Source organism: Paenibacillus sp. FSL R5-0701 (assembly GCF_037973995.1).
Classification (GTDB): Bacteria; Bacillota; Bacilli; order Paenibacillales; family Paenibacillaceae; genus Paenibacillus.
In genome coordinates this window covers 6891565-6909942 of the sequence record NZ_CP150230.1, presented here as the reverse complement: position 1 = coordinate 6909942, position 18378 = coordinate 6891565, and the positions used below count along the sequence as shown (strand labels likewise).

General features: G+C 46.4%; 18 protein-coding genes and 1 pseudogene. 11 read left to right on the top strand and 8 right to left on the bottom strand.

Annotated features, from left to right (window positions below):
* Positions 1-16: 16 nt before the first annotated feature.
* Both MKZ13_RS30355 and MKZ13_RS30350 read right to left on the bottom strand, forming a co-directional pair.
* A complete protein-coding gene (locus tag MKZ13_RS30355; protein WP_339180607.1) occupies positions 17-1324 on the bottom strand; it encodes a VWA domain-containing protein in 1308 nt (435 codons plus the stop codon).
* A 104-nt stretch (positions 1325-1428) separates the two neighbouring features.
* Positions 1429-1893 (bottom strand): DUF4385 domain-containing protein, encoded by a 465-nt coding sequence (locus MKZ13_RS30350; protein ID WP_047840920.1) that lies wholly within the window; start codon positions 1891-1893, stop codon positions 1429-1431.
* Positions 1894-1989: 96 nt separating this feature from the next.
* On the opposite strand from MKZ13_RS30350, the gene MKZ13_RS30345 reads away from it, so the two are divergent.
* From MKZ13_RS30345 to MKZ13_RS30335, 3 genes are all read left to right on the top strand, one after another.
* Positions 1990-2457 carry a YfbM family protein gene (locus MKZ13_RS30345; RefSeq protein ID WP_339180604.1) on the top strand — a complete coding sequence of 156 codons (468 nt, stop codon included), beginning with the start codon at positions 1990-1992 and terminating at the stop codon, positions 2455-2457.
* A gap of 136 nt (positions 2458-2593) precedes the next feature.
* The gene (locus MKZ13_RS30340) at positions 2594-2722 is read left to right on the top strand and encodes a hypothetical protein (protein WP_339180601.1); all 129 of its coding nucleotides are present in this window, start codon (positions 2594-2596) and stop codon (positions 2720-2722) included.
* A 208-nt stretch (positions 2723-2930) separates the two neighbouring features.
* A complete protein-coding gene (locus tag MKZ13_RS30335) occupies positions 2931-4439 on the top strand; it encodes a copper amine oxidase N-terminal domain-containing protein (protein ID WP_339180599.1) in 1509 nt (502 codons plus the stop codon).
* A gap of 122 nt (positions 4440-4561) precedes the next feature.
* On the opposite strand, the gene MKZ13_RS30330 is transcribed toward MKZ13_RS30335, so the two are convergent.
* Genes MKZ13_RS30330 through MKZ13_RS30320 form a run of 3 tightly spaced genes read right to left on the bottom strand, consistent with a single transcriptional unit; the run spans position 4562 to position 7401 of the window.
* Entirely contained in the window at positions 4562-5020 is a 459-nt protein-coding gene (locus MKZ13_RS30330; RefSeq protein ID WP_260632665.1) for a GNAT family N-acetyltransferase, read from the bottom strand.
* A complete protein-coding gene (locus MKZ13_RS30325) occupies positions 5017-5937 on the bottom strand; it encodes a D-alanine--D-alanine ligase (protein WP_221820048.1) in 921 nt (306 codons plus the stop codon). Before MKZ13_RS30325 ends, MKZ13_RS30330 begins: the two co-directional genes overlap by 4 nt.
* A 12-nt stretch (positions 5938-5949) precedes the next feature.
* Complete coding sequence (locus MKZ13_RS30320; RefSeq protein ID WP_237177977.1) at positions 5950-7401, bottom strand: PLP-dependent aminotransferase family protein; 1452 nt, start codon at positions 7399-7401, stop codon at positions 5950-5952.
* Positions 7402-8074: 673 nt separating this feature from the next.
* Here MKZ13_RS30320 and MKZ13_RS30315 point away from each other — a divergent pair.
* Both MKZ13_RS30315 and MKZ13_RS30310 read left to right on the top strand, forming a co-directional pair.
* On the top strand, positions 8075-8431 hold the full coding sequence (locus MKZ13_RS30315; RefSeq protein WP_076213814.1) for a nucleotide excision repair endonuclease: 357 nt from the start codon (positions 8075-8077) through the stop codon (positions 8429-8431).
* Between the two features lie 208 nt (positions 8432-8639).
* A complete protein-coding gene (locus tag MKZ13_RS30310) occupies positions 8640-9386 on the top strand; it encodes a Bax inhibitor-1/YccA family protein (protein WP_221820284.1) in 747 nt (248 codons plus the stop codon).
* 174 nt (positions 9387-9560) lie between these two features.
* On the opposite strand, the gene MKZ13_RS30305 is transcribed toward MKZ13_RS30310, so the two are convergent.
* Positions 9561-10244 carry a 4'-phosphopantetheinyl transferase superfamily protein gene (locus MKZ13_RS30305; protein ID WP_339180591.1) on the bottom strand — a complete coding sequence of 228 codons (684 nt, stop codon included), beginning with the start codon at positions 10242-10244 and terminating at the stop codon, positions 9561-9563.
* 84 nt (positions 10245-10328) lie between these two features.
* Positions 10329-11201, bottom strand: coding sequence for an arylamine N-acetyltransferase (locus MKZ13_RS30300; RefSeq protein ID WP_339180589.1), 873 nt, complete (start codon positions 11199-11201; stop codon positions 10329-10331).
* 289 nt (positions 11202-11490) lie between these two features.
* Here MKZ13_RS30300 and greA point away from each other — a divergent pair, with 289 nt between their 5' ends.
* The 3 genes from greA (at position 11491) to rlmN (ending at position 14878) form a co-directional block, all read left to right on the top strand.
* On the top strand, positions 11491-11967 hold the full coding sequence (gene greA, locus MKZ13_RS30295; RefSeq protein ID WP_221820044.1) for a transcription elongation factor GreA: 477 nt from the start codon (positions 11491-11493) through the stop codon (positions 11965-11967).
* Positions 11968-12250: 283 nt separating this feature from the next.
* Entirely contained in the window at positions 12251-13606 is a 1356-nt protein-coding gene (locus MKZ13_RS30290; RefSeq protein WP_339180587.1) for a sodium-dependent transporter, read from the top strand.
* 177 nt (positions 13607-13783) lie between these two features.
* On the top strand, positions 13784-14878 hold the full coding sequence (rlmN, locus tag MKZ13_RS30285; RefSeq protein WP_221820042.1) for a 23S rRNA (adenine(2503)-C(2))-methyltransferase RlmN: 1095 nt from the start codon (positions 13784-13786) through the stop codon (positions 14876-14878).
* Positions 14879-15050: 172 nt separating this feature from the next.
* On the opposite strand, the gene MKZ13_RS30280 is transcribed toward rlmN, so the two are convergent.
* Positions 15051-15491 (bottom strand): GNAT family N-acetyltransferase, encoded by a 441-nt coding sequence (locus MKZ13_RS30280; RefSeq protein WP_339180584.1) that lies wholly within the window; start codon positions 15489-15491, stop codon positions 15051-15053.
* A 185-nt stretch (positions 15492-15676) separates the two neighbouring features.
* Between MKZ13_RS30280 and MKZ13_RS30275 the strand changes: the two genes are divergently transcribed.
* The 3 genes and pseudogenes from MKZ13_RS30275 (at position 15677) to MKZ13_RS30265 (ending at position 18331) form a co-directional block, all read left to right on the top strand.
* Complete coding sequence (locus MKZ13_RS30275; RefSeq protein WP_237178046.1) at positions 15677-16117, top strand: MarR family transcriptional regulator; 441 nt, start codon at positions 15677-15679, stop codon at positions 16115-16117.
* A 101-nt stretch (positions 16118-16218) separates the two neighbouring features.
* Complete coding sequence (locus MKZ13_RS30270) at positions 16219-17328, top strand: glycosyl hydrolase family 8 (protein ID WP_339180582.1); 1110 nt, start codon at positions 16219-16221, stop codon at positions 17326-17328.
* A gap of 128 nt (positions 17329-17456) precedes the next feature.
* A pseudogene (locus MKZ13_RS30265) lies at positions 17457-18331 on the top strand (diguanylate cyclase).
* Positions 18332-18378: the final 47 nt, after the last annotated feature.

Genomic DNA, 18378 nt, shown 5'->3' with positions numbered 1-18378 from the left:
GTATAGGGTAAAAGCTTTAGGCCAAAATGCCTTTGGCCCGAGCTTCCTTTATCCAGCCTGGAAATTCAGTGAGGAGACGATCGTACAATTCTTCATCGCTGATCTTGGAGATGTCGTCGAGAGCAAAAAAGTCAGCATTATCGATGAAACGTCCAGTCATGTCATCGAGTTTCTCCAGAATACCGTAATTGGCTTGTCCCAGGCCAACAAATTGCCAGAACAGGTTTTTGGTTGAGCTTTCGGTAATAAGCCGCATGATCTTCCCTTTTTGACTAACTCCGCCATCGCTAAAAAAGATAATATACGTTGGAATCTTCACATCGGGTTCCTCGATCGTATATTTGCGAATGACATCCTGCATCACAGGAGGTTCGTTATTGGTACCACCTTTGCTCCCCAGTGTATATGTGCGTTCAATATAATTCTCGAAATCCCTGGCGGTGACGCTAGGTGCACGCAAGAAGTCTTTGGCGAAGAACCAGACGTCCAACTCTCCGTTATCATCAAAAGCGGATGCAATCGCCAGAATTCGCTCGAAGGCTTCTTGCACGATGCCTTTGCGATACAGATGGTACATGGAGCCTGATGCATCAAATACGACAGCAACACGTGCCTGTATAGGTTCGATCTTTTTCTTTTGCAGAGACAGGGTTACTTTACGCTTGAGGAGATCGATCTTGGTCAGGTTAAGCGGTGCATGATTCGTGTTTGGTGCAGCATCAGGTACCAAGACTTCTGGAGAGGCGGCTGCCACTTCAGCTTGTGCCGTGAGAAGAACCTGTTTGGCTTCAGAAGTGTCGTTACTCTCAATTTCAACACCGAATGACTCTGCCAGCGGCTGCAATCCACCAAAGAAACCTCGTCCAATCGCACGAACTTTGAACCCGTCACGATACTTATAGATTTCAATAAAAATAAGAGCTGTTTCCGCAGTGACCTGCCTGATCTCATAGGTGATCTGCTGGGAACCCGCTTGTACAATCGCCTGACATGCCTGAACATCGGCGAATGTGCCTCCCGCATCGAGAGTAGCCGTAAACACACATTTTTCCACAGGGGCCTGCCGTAATTGATTCGTATCCAGTACAAAAGAGGATTTCAGTTCCTCTGCCTGTTGCAGAAGTACACTTTGATGGGGATCGGCATTCTGATTATAAAATACAAAATAGTCGTCAGATGGGACCTTTCCCTCTTCGTTCACCATAAAGCAGCTAACATCCAAGGGAGAAGGAGATGATGTACATTGAATGGTTACCTGAAGTTGAGCACATTCGTTGATACTGATATTCTGGCCTGTGTTTAAGTGGATGAACGAATCTGTCATATTCGGATGCGCCTCTCTTCTCCAATATAATGGTTGAAAATGTACAGTAACAAGATCGATTCTGAGACAAATGTTTCCATAAGTCAATCTTTTCACCGTTGTTCCTAGGCCTCATCAGACTCGTACTTTTCCCGATGCTCCTTCTTCATCTTCACATAGTCTGGATCCGTCTTTGCAATCTCCCATTGTGCCTTGAATATAGCTGCGGCTTCTGCCTTCACCTTATCATTCTGATAGGGCAAGATAGAGCCATCCTCCTTCGAGTATTTGCGTCCTCCTTTGTGATTTGTATACCGTCTGGCCCGTGTATAACCCATCTGGAGAAATTTGCGAGCCATATCCATACCCACGAAATCTCCCTTTTTCTTATACTCCAAAAATAGCTCATAGATTTTCTCCGATGACTCTGTCGCAATCTCTGGTGTTTTGAATCGCCAGTGTGGCAGAATCTCGCCCTTGTATGGCTCAACCATAAGAACACCCTGCTCACCCCGGCCTACGGTGTACAGCTCAGGATGTTTGCGCAGATCCAACTCATCATAATTGAGACTATAATCAAATTTTTTCATGTATACACCCTCCTTGATAGGGATTACCCCGATTCTGAACCAACAAGCACGGTTAATGGGGAACAATAGAAGGAATTACACAGGAGGGGTAGAGGTATGGGAATGTCTGGCAGATATCTTGTGGTAACAAAGGAGATAGTCGAATCCATTAAGTCAGGTGAGATCAGTGTGCATGATTGTGCAGTTGATCTGGATATTGATAAAACGTGGCAGATGCTTCAATTCACGCTGAACGGTAACTTGGTAGAAGGGGAGCCGCCCCTGGGATATGTGGTGCCTCTCGCAGGTGAGCAATACGTGGGAAACTATTCGGACATGGATCTGTTTTTGCTTAGTAACGAACAGGTGCTGGAAGCCTACATGGCATTGGAGCAGCTCACACCGGAGGAATTGAAGCAACGGTATAGTCTGGACCGGATGATCGCTGAAGGCGTCTACCCTGTCATGGAAGATTGGGATGCGGAAGAGACATTTCAGGAGATCGTTCAGACCGTGGATGATGTCCAGGCCTTGTTTCAGGCCACGGCTGCAAGTGGGAACGGGATCATCTTTTATGTTTTCTAAGTGAGCATTGAAATTATGATGGAAAATGTCATGCCGATATTGAGACAGGTTTGAACTACGCCTATTCGGGTTATTGATAGACACAAGGCCCAGGCCTTGATGACATGACAATCCGGTAGAAGAGAGGGAATGCGATATGACACAGGATCAGAACGAAGAGAACAAAGCGATTCAAGAGGACGAGCCGGATCAATTCGAGACTCCCGCAACTGCGGAAGATGAAGAAACAGATGAGAAGCTCGCAGATGATCAGGAGCAAGAATAACTCCCAGCATTGCATAATGAAGCAGGATGTTTTATCGAATCTTACGATATGCTGAAATATAGATAGACCAGAGGTCGGACATGTTCCGGCCTTTTGGTTTATTTTTTTGCGTATCCGTTTACAAGAATTACCTATTCCTTCATAATAGAAATGAACCATATTTTTCTAAGGAGGAGTTCATATTAAGAATCGGAAGTTAGTCCAATGGATGGCAGTGCCACTTGTATTATTAATGGTTGTTCTTACAGGATGTCAGGCTGTGGGTGGAGTAGACGTTGGCAAAGCAATGGCCAACGGCGCGAGTATCAAGTCCGGTGAATCCAGACAATCCATGAATATAAACATAGAACCGGCTAAGGAATTTGCTACAGAGAAAGACCTTGAAATGATCGAACTTATTAACTCCATATCCCTGGATATTGATCAAGCCAAAATGAAAGATGCGAAGACAGCATCGATCAAAGGTACACTGAGCATGGAGGGAACGAAATTACCTTTCCACCTGTCCATGAATGAGTCCCAAATGGTGATTGATCTGGACGGAGCCCAAAAACCGCTGTACATATCTCTGGATACGTTCCAGGATGCACAGGCTCTTCCAACGGTAGATACGAAGGCTCTGGAGAAACAACTCGAGGAACTTTCCCCGAAACTGTTCTCTTTTGTCCTGAAACATCTGTCCAATCCGAAGAACATCTCCGTAACACCGGTACAGGAATCCGTAAATGGCGAATCACTTAGCCTCTCCAAGCTGCATCTGGAAGTTAGTGGTGAAGAGATGCTGGCTATGGTTAAACCGTTCCTGACGAGTATTTCGAAAGATGAGCAAGGACTGAAAGACCTGATTGGCGATCTGTATGATGTGTTCTACCCTGTACTTGAAGCTGTGAATGAGGTTGAAGGCGGGGGAGATGAAACGCTGAATTCGATCGTTCCTGAATCGAAAGATGAAGCTGTTGCGTCACTATATGCCATCATCAAAGTAGGACTGGACAGTATGCTGGTCAATTATGATCAGGAGCTGAACAACCTGTTGAATGAGACCCCTGAATTCAAAACGGTATTTGGCACAGATACCAAACTGAAATTGGATTTTTATCTCGACAGCAAGCTTGATGTTCGCAAGCAAAACTTTGAACTGAAAGTGGCACTGCCTGCTTCCGAGGATCTGCCGCTGAACTCCGTAACCGTAAGTGGAGACAGTGAACAGTGGAATATCGGTGGCACAGTTGCAGTTGATGAAGTGGATGTATCGGGCGGCGTTATGGATCTGATGAAGGATGATATTACGCCTGGACAGATGCTGCGCAATTTTGATTCCAACTCACTGGCATACCAATTGCTGAAAGATGAAGCTGGAATCACGAGTAAAAGTGTAGTGCTCTTCCCGGATGATGAATACGCTGGAGCGATCACCGTTAAGAATACAACATTTGTTCCGCTTCGCTACGTGTCTGAGGAATTGGATGCGGAAGTGAAATGGACCAAAGGCTCAAACCAAATCGTTGTCATTGATGACATCACTGGTGATGAGATTGTCCTGACTGTAGGTTCCAAGAAGGCAACCGTTGCTGGTAAAGAAGTAACCATGGTGGAATCCGCCTATGTAGGCAAGGACGGCAAGACGTATGTGCCGCTGCGCTTTGTGGCTGAATCCCTTGGAGCTACTGTAGATAAGGAACAAGAAACAGGCTGGATTTACATTGACCGTCCTTAATTGCTTGAAGTAACAAGTAAAGTACAAAGACCCGACATAGATATATCAAAGAACGCCCTTTTCTGGCCATTTTGCCGGGGGCGTTCTTTTTCATGTAATCGAGATAACATATCATCCGCAGTTTAGGTGTGCTGTAGAATCTGCGGCTTTTTGCTGAATCCGGTACTCCCGGCTGTAAAGCCCATCTGACGATAGAATTCATGTGCAGCTTCACGTTCAGGGCGATTACCACTGTTCAGAGACAGGGAGTCCACGTCATGCGTGGCGGCCCATTGTTCGGCTTCCAGAATGAGCTGACGGCCGATGCCTGAGCCCCTGAACTGGTCGTGAACAACCAATGCCATGATACGGCAGTGTCTTCCGTTCTTTTCATACAGATAAGACGTCTGTAATCCGATCAGTCCAACTACACGTCCGCGTGCTTCAGCAACCAGTGTGGTGAAGTTAGCATCTGCAGCAATGTGGGTATAGCGCTCCTCCATCTCGGCGTACGTGGTGGGATAACCAAGTTGGTCCATCAGAATGACCATATCTTGCAGATCTGTAGTGGAGCTATGTCTAATCGTCACATCCAGGCTCATAATGTTATATCCTCCTTGGGTCTTTCCTTCAATGAAAGTTCAATAATGGTATCCAGCAACTCTGCAAAAGAAATGCCTGCAGCGGCTGCACTTTTGGGCAGCAGACTGTTACGGGTAAGACCCGGCAGCGTGTTTACTTCAAGCACATAAGGCAAACCTTCGCGAATCATCATATCCACGCGCGCGTAGACACTGCATTTCAGCACCTGATAACAGGCAAGTGCCGCGGCTTCCACACGATGGTGAAGATCCGCAGGCAATTGCACAACCTGCTCATCTGCTCCGTGGTCATCGTATTTGGAAGAATAATCGAAAAACTCGGCGTTCGAACGAATGGAGATCACCGGCAGCATCTTACCATCCAGAATGGCACAGGTAATCTCCTCACCTTCGATATACTGTTCAATCATGACTGTATCATCCCAGGCGAGGGCAGCCTCCACAGCAGCGGGCAGGGCGGCAGCCTCTTTCACTACTTGGGTACCGATGCTGGAACCGCCTGAATTGGGTTTGACCACCACGGGGTACGTTAATTGTTGAACAGCAGTTGAGGACAGTTCCTCGATATGACTCACTCGTAGCCACTCTCCGGTAAGCACACCTGCATGCTGCATAAGTTGTTTGGACATGTCTTTATCCATGCATACACTGCTCGCCAGCACACCACAACCTGTGTAGGGAATACCCAGAGATTCCAATGTGCCTTGGACCGTACCGTCTTCGCCGTATTTGCCATGCAGGGCAAGCAGTGCCACATCGATCCCCGCTGACTTGTCGATTAGATCGCGCTTGGTATTCAGCTCAATGGGTACAACCTCGTATTTGTCTCTATTCAGGTTTGCAATCATCTCCTGTCCGGTCAGCAGGGAAATATCCCGCTCTGAAGATGTACCGCCCATAATCACGCCAACTTTCATGTGAAATCCTCCTTATCTCATTTGAGCTGCTGTCTCGCCAATGATGCGAATGCCTTTACGTATATTTTCATCGCTGACTCTGGAGAAACCCAGGCGCATCGTGTTTACACCCTGACCGGGTTCCAGATAAAAGGTATCCCCTGGTGTGAACGTCACACCTTTCACTTTACAGGCCGCCAGCAGTTCACGGGTTCTGTATTCGGACGGGAACTGCACGAACAGATGCAGACCACCCGCACCGGAGATCCGGCACATTGGCAGATGCTGCTTCAGGCAACGCACAACCAATTCATATTTTCGCTTATACTCCGTCCGAGCTCTCTTCAAATATTTCTCGAAATTACCGTTGCTCAGATATTGATACAATAACGATTGGTCCAGCGTGGAGGTATGGATGCTGCGTGCCCGTTTCATACTCTCCAGATAATCAATCAGCGCCGCATCCGCAATAATCCAACCTACCCGCAGGCCTGGGAACAGGACTTTGGAGAAGCTGCCCAGATACACCAGTCCATTGCCTTTGCCCATGCTGGCGATCAGGGGAGATACGTGGGAACCGGAATAGCGCAACTCTTCGTTGAATCCATCCTCAATGATGGGTACTTGATACTTGTTCATCAACCGGATGATCTCTACCCGTTTTGCAGGGGACGTCACAATCCCGGTTGGATTGTGATAGGATGGCACGAGATACGCCAGATCATATGGACTTGCCTCAAGTTCATGTTCCAGTTGCTTCAAGTCCAAGCCATCTGGCTCCATGTTCACACCGGTCAGGTGAAACTGGTGCAGCTTTAGATTTTTGATCGCCGTGTGGTGCGTTGGATTCTCGCAGAGCGCTTTGCCGCTTTTTTTGCGCAACGCTCCAAGCACCAGATCGAAACCTTCCGTGAATCCGTTGGTGATTAGGATGTCCTTGCCACGGAGGTCGACACCTTTGTTCTCCATATATCGTAGTAAATAGTTCATCAGCGGTCTGTATCCCTGCGCATATCCGTAATTCAGCAGTACTTCGCCTTCAAGTGACATGCGATCCAGAAAAGCCCGTTTCACGTTGTGCAGATCAAACAGCTTTTCATCCGGCGCTATGCTGGTAAACGATATCTCGCCGCGCTCTGCTCCGGAGCCATGCTTCATCAGATCGTACTGCTCTGCCTGAATTGCATACTCACTTACCTCTGTCGTCCAGTCCAGTTCCCAGCTCGCTGCTGCCTCAGGTGTTTCGATGGAGGCACTGACGTAATTGCCCTTGCCTTTGACTGCGTAGATCAAGCCTTCATCTTCAAGCTCGGCATAAGCGAGCAGAACTGTGCTGCGGCTAACCTTCATGAGTGTACTGAGTTCACGGGTCGAGGGCAGTTTTTGTTTGGCTTGCAGGCCGCCTTTGAGCATCAATCGCTTCATATAATCTTTGACTTGTATATATACAGGGCGGTCCTCCGTCAGTTGCAGATCGGAATACATCCCATCACTCCCTCTACTGGTATCTTGCCATATTATAAACCCAGCAGAAAGAACCACGATACCTCTGTTTCCCTGAGCGTGTGGTTGGTTGTTCGCACAAACGCAAAAAAGCCCTGGCAGTATGCCGGGCCTGGTGGTGAAACTTGATCCATTTTCTATAGTACTGCTGCTATAATTTCTACAGTTGTATTGCATGACTAGTCTCTCTAGGATCGATAGCTATCTGACCTTCTACGTGTGTCTATTAACTTCAGTACGACTATAATTGCAGGCTTTCTAGGTGATACTAAAAATCTACAGTGAATCATGAATCTAGGTCTTCCTAGGTTTGCTTGCTGCAAGGGGTCGATTAGATGATGAATCTACAATCTATAAACTAGGGTTCTTGCTAACTGTACTCTTGTCGTGATCACATAACAGAATTCAGCATGAAAAAGATATTCAATCATAGGGTACAATAGACGGAGGTAGATATAAAGACGTATGTCTCAGTGCCCAATTTCTTCCTCATACCCCTATAGTACCACTTTGAATCAGGGAAGTTAACCTTTTTTTTGAAATATTTGTCGTAATAGCGAAAATTGCGTGAATTGTACTTCATATAGAATGAAATGGTGTCCCTTTATAATATGTGATAAGATCTAAACCTATAGATAATGAGGAAGTGAGCCTATTGATTAATATTACTGTGCCAACACCGGATGTAACCATCACAAAGCAGGTTGATCCACAGCTTAGTCACATTTATGGATTTACTGATTTTCACCTGATTACCCGGGAACTAGGCGGGATTTTCATGTTTTACAATGCCGCTGGAGAGTTGTTATTTGTCGGTAAAGCACGAAAATTAAGACCCCGCATCAAAAAGCATTTTGAAGACACCGTATCACCAATCAAGAATCACCGCGAGGAAGTAACGAAGATTGAAGTATGCCTGGTTGAAGATCCGGTAGATCGTGAAATTTACGAGACGTATATCATCAACACGATGCGTGCGAAATACAATGTAGATAAAGTGTTGTACAAATAAGACGCTTAAAAAGCACATGAACATGCAATGTCTGGGACATATGTCCTAAGTGTTGCGCCAGGGGGTAGGGATGTAATCGAAGGATTGCATCCGATTCCTTCTGGTGCCATCCCAATCTTTTCGAGGGAGTAGCTTGTAGAATTTGAAACGTAGTAAGCCCAAGCTTAGTATCACAGATATACCAAATACATATGACGAGGTGATTGTGTTGATCGGTCGTAGCGGTAACCCTACACTTAAAGACAGCACGTTTGAAAACAGAGGATATGGAGAAGATCGATATCAGAATTACATGACGATCAACGGCACGGTGAATAAAGCGTTTATTACGCTGGTGATCCTGCTGGGCAGTGCATTTGCAACCTGGATGATGTTCTTTAACGGACAACAAGTGATGCCGCTCGCTTATGGTGGATTAATCGTTGGTTTTATCTTGGCGCTTGTGATTTCGTTCAAACCCGTAGCGGCACCTTATCTGGTACCTGTCTATGCCGTGGCAGAAGGCCTGTTCCTTGGCGCACTCTCAGCAACCTATGAGTCCCTGTATAACGGAATTACCTTGCAGGCAGCTCTTTTGACCATGGCTGTATTCATCGCTCTGCTGGTGGCATACAAAACCAGATTGATCAAAGCTACGGAGAACTTCAAGCTTGGGGTCGTGGCTGCAACTGGCGGTATCATGATCATGTATCTGCTGAGCTTTGTACTGGGTTTCTTCGGAATTACGATCCCTTATCTGCATGATAACAGCTTGATCGGCATCGGTATTTCAGTCGTTATCGTCATTGTGGCTGCCCTCAATCTGGTCCTTGATTTCGACTTCATTGAAGGGGGCGCTGAACGTGGTGCACCCAAGTACATGGAGTGGTACGGTGCATTTGGATTGATGGTGACGCTGGTATGGCTGTACATTGAGATTATCCGTCTGCTTGGCAAATTGCGGAGCCGGGACTAGTCCTATTCAATACGTCAGATAGACGTTAAACGGAGTGTGGATTTAAAGCTAAAAAGCTAACGCGTGATACTCACGTCGTTAGCTTTTTTGATTAACCTTAGCAGGATATTATTAATGGCGGCCTCTTACATAACTCAACTGATTCCAACTCGTTGAGGCCCAACCAGCCACACACTAAACCAAATCCGTATATAGATCCTCCAAGGTTACGATTTCCGGCTTGCTCGGCAGCTCTCCCCCGGCTGAACAGGCTGCAAGCATATGCTGATCATCCAAACGCTGACTATAGAAGCGATGTGCCGTAGCCTGTTTGCAATGCCAATCTTCCCGCTCATTGGGAAGGATGGCGAAGGAGTCCAGTGGTATAGACAGACCCATACCGACTGCCTTGATATAACTTTCCTTCAGCGTCCATAGACGGTAGAAGGTTTCCAGCCGACGATCGTCAGGCTCGGCAGCCAAGAACTGGCTCTCCTTAGGAGAGAAGAAACGCTCTGCAATCTGCATGTCAATTGGAGCTATTTTTTCCACATCCACGCCCAGTTCATCTGTACCGCCGGAGATCAGAGCAATCCAATCACCAGAATGGGAGACGTTGAATGGTACATCCGAATGGTGACTGAGCGAAGGTTTGCCGTAGGAATTACGGGTAAAGGAAAGCTCAGCAGGTCTCAGTCCAGTTAACTTGCTCAAAGTCACACGAGTCAATATCTCTCCCAGCACGGAGCGATACGCGTCAGCCTGACGCACAAAACGCGAAGCCTGAGCACGTCGCTCGGCAGAAACTTGCGACAAAAGGTGGTTCCAGTACGCCTCGGGCAATACTTCTGGAACTTGGAGCACACGAATAGTTATCATCATTTATCACCTGAATACGTATTCGGCGCAGTTCAGTAACTTTCCTTTATATGGAACGTCTCTTCAACTCTTCCTCCCAAATCATCATGCTTCTTGCGCTTGTTTCCATTCCGTATGTGCAGCCTGCACTCGCTCCCACATATCCTGGCATTCCAGTTCGCTGTAATTCACCAAGGGTTCATGGAATATTTCAGTTAATACGTTACGCCACTCGGTATAATTCCGGATCTCCGTTTTCTGGATTCCTTCCATATCATGTGTTCGGAGCATACATCCACGTAGTTCCTGACTGCGGTTCTCATCCCGCTGACGAAGCAAAAATACGTTATGCCAAGGTGATTCTGCCGCCTGACTGTAGAATTCATGTTTGGGAATGAACTCTCCCAGATCGTGGACTATCTCGGAAGCATAGTCGACTCCTTCACTTGGACCATTCGGCTCGTACTCAAGCCGCCATCCCTCAGCAGCAACAGATGATGGCATTAACTGATACGTGAACGGAGCTGAACCATAGGTTCCATAACGAAGTGGTAGAGGTTTAAAGGGCATTCCGCCGAGACCTGCATCTACAATCCAGCGTTCAACTGTCGATTCAGCATCCGCCAGAAGCACAGACAGACCGAGATGGAATGAGTTCACACGGGGTTGTTCCCCATGAGGCTGTACTCCCCCGCGATGCCAATTAACCGTATAACCTAGCGAGCGGAGAAGAACACTAAACGCACCATTTAGATGAAAGCAGTAGCCGCTGCGTCCCTGTAATATAAGTTGAATCGATTCTTGAAGACTGATTCCCGCAGGACGACCTGCAAAAATATCGACCGTTTGCCAGGATAAATATTGCACATGTGCCCGCTGGAGTTCAAATAAGAATTCCAGTGTAGGTTCCTTTATATCATCCATGCCAATCCGTTTCAGATAGGCTTGTATTTCAGCTGTATTCAATAGTTCAATCATCCAGATCACCTCACGTCATATAGTGGGCTGCAGGCGATGATTATAAAACGTCTGCTGCCCTGAGTTCATTGTAAAAGTCAACGGGTGAAAACAACATCATCAGTTGAGCAGATTGTAACGGTACAATTATTGAACAAAGCCTTGAAATTCATCTCAAGAGATGGACATGGTTCTGATGTCATTGAAATACAATATATGGATGAGCTATTTCTTTTTCCGGGGTATGCTAACCCTTTGGAGTGGATATAGGTTAGAATATAGATAGATAGCAGGATTAGGAGATGGAAAAATGGCTAATGATGAAGTGATTTTGACACAGGAAGGCTTGGAAAAGCTGGAGGACGAACTGAAGGATTTGAAGACGGTGAAGCGTAAGGAACTGGCAGCTCGTCTTAAACTCGCGATCAGTTACGGTGACCTGAAGGAAAATAGTGAGTATCATTCAGCCAAAGATGATCAGGCCTTTATGGAGACACGGATTTTGATTCTGGAGAAGATGTTGACAAAAGCAAGAGTCATCTCTTCAGACAATATAGACTCCAACAAAGTGAGCATTGGATCGACGGTGTTACTTAATGACATTGAGTTCGCCGAGAAGATTGAATATAAAGTGGTTGGTCCTGCCGAGGCCGATGTTGCGGATAATAAAATTTCGTACGAGAGCCCGCTGGGCAAGGAATTGATGGGCAAAGAAGTGGGCAGCGTCATTCATGTCAATGCTCCGATGGGCGTTATCAAGTACGAGTTACTTCAAATCAAAGTGTAATTCAAAAAGAGAGGTGCTCCGCAGTCATCCAAGTGGCTGACGGGACACCTCTTTTTGATTCTACTGGGCTTTGAACGTTTGGGAATATGGGTTTGTAGTAACTTCATACGGTTGGACTAACGGACTTTATCACATACTGTGTTTAAGGAACTTATGAGATGAAGATTTCCGTTTGTTTTATATGTAAAAAAATAACATTTCGACAAATTTCGAATTTCGAATGACCTGACAAGGTGAGTAGTATATAATTACGGGAAAACTTTAAAGTGATGGAGTAGATACGATGAATTTTAGTAAGCCTAATCTCGATCAAGACAACACTGGCAAAGGTGAGCGCTTCTCTCGCGCCGGATTCATTCTGGCAGCCATTGGTAGTTCGGTTGGTCTGGGTAACATGTGGAAATTCCCGTACATTACGGGGGAGAACGGAGGAGCTGCGTTTTTCCTGCTCTTCATTGTTTGTTTGCTGCTGATTGGTCTGCCGGTGCTGCTCGCAGAACTTGCGATTGGTCGTAGCGGCAGAGGAAGTGCCGCAACTGCTTTTATCAAAGCAGGCGGACATAAAGGCTGGATCGCAGCCGGTTTGCTGCAAGTACTGACACCTTTTATCATCCTTTCTTTTTATGTCATTATTGCAGGCTGGACCTTGCAATATGCGATTACGTCCTTCAGTGGAACATTGTTTAACAATCCGGATTATGCGGGACAATTCAATTCCTTTGTAGGCGGTTATATGCCAATCGTGTGGCAACTGGTCTCGGTACTTATCGTAGGCTGGATTGTAGCCAAAGGGGTATCCAACGGGATTGAGAAGTTTAACAAAGTGTTAATTCCCGCCATGCTGGTGTTGCTCATTGTCTTGATGATCCGGGCCGTAACGTTACCTGGTGCAGGAGCAGGGGTTTCCTTTTTCCTGAATCCTGATTTCTCACAACTTACAACGGAATCAGCATTGGTGGCACTTGGGCATGCCTTCTTCTCGCTGTCACTCGGTATGGGTATTCTAATAACCTATGGTTCGTATGTGGACAAAAATCAATCACTCGGAGCGGCAACCATCGCTGTTGGGGCGGGGGACCTGCTCTATGCGTTCATTGCCGGCCTGATCATCTTCCCAACGACATTCTCGTTTGGTATTGCACCGGACCAAGGACCGTCACTCATCTTTATAGCACTTCCGGCAGCCTTCTCGGCGATGCCGCTTGGCTTCCTGTTTGGCGGACTGTTCTTCATCCTGCTGGCTATTGCCGCATTGACTTCGGGAGTATCCTTGCTGGAAGTTCCGGTGAAATATTTCATGGAACGTCTGTCCTGGAGCCGCAGTCGTGCAGTATGGGTGATATCACTCGCAGTCTTCATCGTGGGACTTCCTTCAGTATTGTCGCTCGGCTTGCTGCCTGAATGGACCATTGGATCGAAGAGTGTGTTCGACTGGATGGACTTTGTAGCATCCAACATCCTGCTGCCTGTGGGTGGATTGCTTGTGACGATTTTTGCCGGATACTTCTGGAAAACGGCTGCGGAAGCTTCAGGACTGCGTTCCGGATGGTTCCGGGTGTGGTTGTTCATGCTTCGTTACGTGGCACCGATCCTGGTTCTGCTGGTTCTACTGCACACTTCCGGTATCATTCACTTCTAAACTGAAGACCAGATAGGTATAAATGTTGTCTGTTGTGCAGATTTGCCATAGATAAAACCTCTTGGAAGAAATGCTAAAGCCCTTGTTTTCCCGCTTCAATTTTGGGACAATACGGAGTAGAGGTTTTTTGGGTAGGACCGATAAGCCATAGCTTTTTTGCGAAAAGAGGATTATACAATGAACAAGTCATCCATATATGGATTAACATTAGAGCAATTACGTTCCTGGCTGCCGGAGCATGGGCAGAAGAAATCCCGTGCATCCCGGATCTGGGAATGGTTATATCAAGAGCGTGTACACGATTTTCCTGCGATGTCTGATGTCCGTCAGGAATGTCTGGATGTACTCTCCGAGCATTTCACAATGAACTCTCTGAGCGAACATGTGAAGCAGGAATCAGCAGATGGTACCGTGAAATTTCTGCTTCGGATGCAGGATGGCAACCTGATTGAGACGGTATTGATGCGGCAAAAATACGGGCTTACCGTTTGTGTGACTACACAAGTGGGCTGTAATATTGGTTGTAGCTTCTGTGCGAGCGGTCTGATCAAGAAGAGCCGAGACCTGACCGCTGGAGAGATTGTGGAACAGATTATGCATGTGCAGCGACATCTGGATGCAGCGGGTCAAGACGAACGGGTAACCAACGTGGTTGTGATGGGTATTGGTGAACCATTTGATAACTTCCAGCACATGAGTGATTTCATCGAGGTCATTAAAGATCGCAAAGGACTGGCACTTGCCGCCAAACGGATTACTGTATCCACGAGTGGCCTTCCGGACAAAATCAAGGAATTTGCAGACAGCAGTCTGCAGGTTAATCTGGCGATCTCTCTGCATGCACCTAATAATGAACTGCGTACACACATCATGAAGATCAACCGGGCTTTCCCGATTGAGCAATTGATGGATGCGGTGGATTATTATTTGGCTACAACGAACAAACGTATCATGTTTGAGTACATCCTGCTGCGTGATGTTAACGATCAACGTGAGCATGCCGCGGAGTTGGCTGAACTGTTGTCCAGTCGCAGAAGTATGGTCAGTGTGAATCTGATCCCATACAACCCGGTGGATGAGCACAGTCAGTATCAACGGAGTACAGAAGAATCGATTCTGGGCTTCTATGATACACTCAAAAAGAACAACATCAACTCTACTGTACGTATGGAACACGGTACCGATATCGATGCCGCCTGCGGACAGTTGCGTAGTAAACAAATGAAGAACAACGCTGCCGAATCCGAGCCAGACCGTCTGGCAATGGGATAAGGCACAGCACGGAGCTGGCAAGTAAGTAGAATGCATGGTTATTATAATCAGTGCTCGTACTTTGTACGTGCCATTTACCGTTGTTGAGTCACTCATGAATGCGTTGCTTGAATGCAAAACGCCTCTGAATATCACTGAGAAGTGATAACGGAGGCGTTTTTTGGAATGTCATTTATTTCAGTTTTTTGGTCATCAGCAGATGGGGAATGCCGTCTTCCATAAATACTTCCGACGCGGGCGCATATCCAAGACGTTCGTAGAACCCGGAAGCTTGTACCTGTGCGTGCAGCTTGGCTTTCTCCAGACCATCAGCAACAGCCATCTGCTCCAGCTTGTCGATCAGCACACGGCCCAGACCGTGTTTACGGTAATTGAGCATGACACAGATCCGTTCCAATTTGGCGACCTGTTCCACAATGCGCAGTCTAGAGGAAGCAGCAGGTACTCCGTCTACATAGAGCAGAATGTGGCGCGCCTCCGCGTCTAATGTATCATAAGCATCGAATTCATCCGCTGCGGGTACACCTTGTTCTTCAACAAAAATAGCGGTGCGAATGGCGAAGCAGGCATCGAGCAATTCCTGATTATTAACTTCAACAATCGTTGTATTCATGAATGTTTCTCCTTTGGGTGATCGTAATGTTATCCTGACGTGATAAACTGGTACATAACAGGAATGTGGAACGAATCTCGTTCTTTTCAACAGTAGTTATACCATCAATTATGTTGCGATTGCAACAATTTTATAGGGGCGTGAGTGTGTTGACTGAGAAAAAAGAAGTGCTGCGTGAAATTGGTATGATTGCCCGCTGTCTGGATTCAATCAGTAACGTCGAGTTTCAGCATCTGAACCTGTCCCGTGGACAATATCTATATCTGTATCGAATCTGTGAGAATCCGGGCATTATTCCGAATCAGCTTGCTGAACTGATCAAAGTGGATCGCACGACGGCGGCCAGAGCTATTAGCAAACTCGAATCCGATGGATTCATTATTAAACAGCCAGCAATGGGTAATAAGAAGAATAAGGTGTTGTATCCCACCGAAGCTGGGCTTGAAGCATGGGAATTCATTCGTAAAGAGGGCGTGCATTCGGATCAGGTGACTCTGGATGGTCTGACGGAGGAAGAGATCGAGACCGCGGTCATGCTTCTCCGTCGAATGCGACATAATATCGAGGTGGACTGGAAATTTGTCAAAAAGGGTGGACGGCGACCCTACATGGATATTTCGGAATGAACAGAGGAACGATCCTTGACCCCTGCATCCCAGACTCTAGCCGAACCTATCCAAAGGAGAAGAGCCATTATGCCAGAGAAACATCAGTACAGGAGGGAGTCATGAGACGGGTAAACCGGAAAAGGCTAACGTGGTGGATCATATTGGCAGTCAGTATCACGGCAGCGTTAATTATTTTTGTGAAGGAGCGGTTTGTGATGAATGAATCATCCCCTACGGTATCCTTTGTTCAAGATCATATGACTAATCCCAATGGTACAATTGCGACCTATTTGCAAGATGCTACCTCAGAGAGAGCGGACATCGTAGCAGGCAGAGAGGCTTTATCTGAGTCACTTGGTCTTTGGATGCAATATGCTGTAGCCAAGAATGATCAGGCGTTATTCGAGGAAAGCTATGAACTGCTGACCACCTATTTCCTCACGCCGCAAAAATATATTGCCTGGAAGCTGAATGCCAAAGGTGAATCTCAAGTGACTACCAACGCGCTTGGCGATGATTTTCGAATTGTCGGTGCTTTATTAAAGGCAGCAGATCAATGGAAACAAGGAAGAGAAGCCAAGCTGGAAACGGCTTCGGAAATATCCCGTACACTTTCGCAATCGGTTCGGAATAAAGGATATTATGTGGATTTTCACGATTTTGCGAGTGGTCACTCCACAGATACATTAAGCCTGGTTTATGTTGATCTCCCGTCTCTTCAATTGATGGAAAAACATCAGATGGTGGAACCGGGAACCTATGCCAAGTACGAAGCTTTGCTGAAGAAGATGCCTGACGATGGATTGTTCTATCCGAAGACCTTCGATGTGGTCCATAAAAAATATACGTATGATGATACGGTGAATCTGATCGACCAGTTGATTGTGGCGAATCATCTAACCGTGACCGACCGCAAACCGGACAAGCTCATTTCCTTTTTGAAAAAGGAGTTCAACACCCGGCATCAGCTGCCCGGACAGTATAAGCGAGAATCACGCACACCTGCCGTCTCTTATGAATCTTCCTCGGTATATGGCCTCGCTATCTTACTCGCTGTTCGTTCAGGTGATCCAAAATGGGCCAAACAGTTGTATAACCATATGACTACGTTGCGTGGTAAGGACACTCGTTATCCAGGTGGATATGTATTTGACGGTAACACACATCTGTTTGATAATCTTTTTCCTTTATTGGGAGAAGTTAATTTACAGAAAAGTATTAAAAAGTAAGGATTTTGTCATTTAATGAACTCTGCAATGTGTTAGCATATCTTTGTCTAAACATGTCATAAATTGTTGTAATATAAAAGAAATGAGTTTGAACAAGAGTTCTAAAAATTCAACGGAGAGAAGGAACTATGAGGAATAAAGCGCCTACCCGCCGTATTGCATGGGGATATGCCTTTTTAATTGGACTAGCCCTCATGCAGCAACTGATGATTTATCTTAAAGTGTACATGGATCAGAGCTACACTACAGGGGATATGATTTTTAGTATCGTGTCGCTGGGTGCTTTGGTTTTTGGTCTTTTTCTGCCTGTTGGCGTATCCGTCGTGGCGGGGTTTGTATATCTGGTTTCTTATTTTGTGTGGCTTGTTACTTATGCTGATGCAAATGTGCTTGTATTCTCCTGGTGGTTGCTCATCCCTGCCAACGTTGCCGTGGCTGCGTTCATCAAGGCAAGTCTGCTGCGCAGTGCGCGTGTAGTGGAACGTCTTCAGGATATGCAGGATCGTAACCCGGAAATCGATCTGGATACCACGCTTGGTAATAAGGGAGCTCTGGCAGATACGTTAATCAAACACAGTAACCTTGCTCGTCGCTACTCCGAAAAGTATGGATTCAGCATTGCCATGTTCAAGATTGAATTCTTGCCACTGGTGATGGAATCCCTTGGTTCAGTCCGGTATGCACAATTCCTGCTTGAAATCTCGGGTACGATCCAGAAGCAGATTCGGTATGAGGATTATAAATTTTTCGTGGATCGTGGGCGTTTTGTCATCTTATGTCCAATGGTGAATGTGGAATACCTTCCACTTCTTACACAGCGGACAAAAAAGCCATCATGGATCTTCATATTATTGATAAAAAGGGAAATGAACTGCAGACGGTGATACGCTCTGGTGCTCTGGTATTCCAAAAGGAGCAATTCAGCAAGTACGAGGACATTGACGCGGTTATTGCTGCCCTTGAACGAAACACAGAGACCGATCTCATCGGAGAATATATATAACGGGAAGGAGAGAGGCGCTGTGGACTATATGTCCTGGTTCATCCCGA

What these genes read in the sequence shown, in the direction of transcription:
- MKZ13_RS30355 (WP_339180607.1), bottom strand. Translation starts at nt 1,324, where the DNA reads ATGACAGATTCGTTCATCCACTTAAACACAGGCCAGAATATCAGTATC.
- MKZ13_RS30350 (WP_047840920.1), bottom strand. Translation starts at nt 1,893, where the DNA reads ATGAAAAAATTTGATTATAGTCTCAATTATGATGAGTTGGATCTGCGC.
- MKZ13_RS30345 (WP_339180604.1), top strand. Translation starts at nt 1,990, where the DNA reads ATGGGAATGTCTGGCAGATATCTTGTGGTAACAAAGGAGATAGTCGAA.
- MKZ13_RS30340 (WP_339180601.1), top strand. Translation starts at nt 2,594, where the DNA reads ATGACACAGGATCAGAACGAAGAGAACAAAGCGATTCAAGAGGACGAG.
- MKZ13_RS30335 (WP_339180599.1), top strand. Translation starts at nt 2,931, where the DNA reads ATGGCAGTGCCACTTGTATTATTAATGGTTGTTCTTACAGGATGTCAG.
- MKZ13_RS30330 (WP_260632665.1), bottom strand. Translation starts at nt 5,020, where the DNA reads ATGAGCCTGGATGTGACGATTAGACATAGCTCCACTACAGATCTGCAA.
- MKZ13_RS30325 (WP_221820048.1), bottom strand. Translation starts at nt 5,937, where the DNA reads ATGAAAGTTGGCGTGATTATGGGCGGTACATCTTCAGAGCGGGATATT.
- MKZ13_RS30320 (WP_237177977.1), bottom strand. Translation starts at nt 7,401, where the DNA reads ATGTATTCCGATCTGCAACTGACGGAGGACCGCCCTGTATATATACAA.
- MKZ13_RS30305 (WP_339180591.1), bottom strand. Translation starts at nt 10,244, where the DNA reads ATGATAACTATTCGTGTGCTCCAAGTTCCAGAAGTATTGCCCGAGGCG.
- MKZ13_RS30300 (WP_339180589.1), bottom strand. Translation starts at nt 11,201, where the DNA reads ATGATTGAACTATTGAATACAGCTGAAATACAAGCCTATCTGAAACGG.
- greA (WP_221820044.1), top strand. Translation starts at nt 11,491, where the DNA reads ATGGCTAATGATGAAGTGATTTTGACACAGGAAGGCTTGGAAAAGCTG.
- MKZ13_RS30290 (WP_339180587.1), top strand. Translation starts at nt 12,251, where the DNA reads ATGAATTTTAGTAAGCCTAATCTCGATCAAGACAACACTGGCAAAGGT.
- rlmN (WP_221820042.1), top strand. Translation starts at nt 13,784, where the DNA reads ATGAACAAGTCATCCATATATGGATTAACATTAGAGCAATTACGTTCC.
- MKZ13_RS30280 (WP_339180584.1), bottom strand. Translation starts at nt 15,491, where the DNA reads ATGAATACAACGATTGTTGAAGTTAATAATCAGGAATTGCTCGATGCC.
- MKZ13_RS30275 (WP_237178046.1), top strand. Translation starts at nt 15,677, where the DNA reads ATGATTGCCCGCTGTCTGGATTCAATCAGTAACGTCGAGTTTCAGCAT.
- MKZ13_RS30270 (WP_339180582.1), top strand. Translation starts at nt 16,219, where the DNA reads ATGAGACGGGTAAACCGGAAAAGGCTAACGTGGTGGATCATATTGGCA.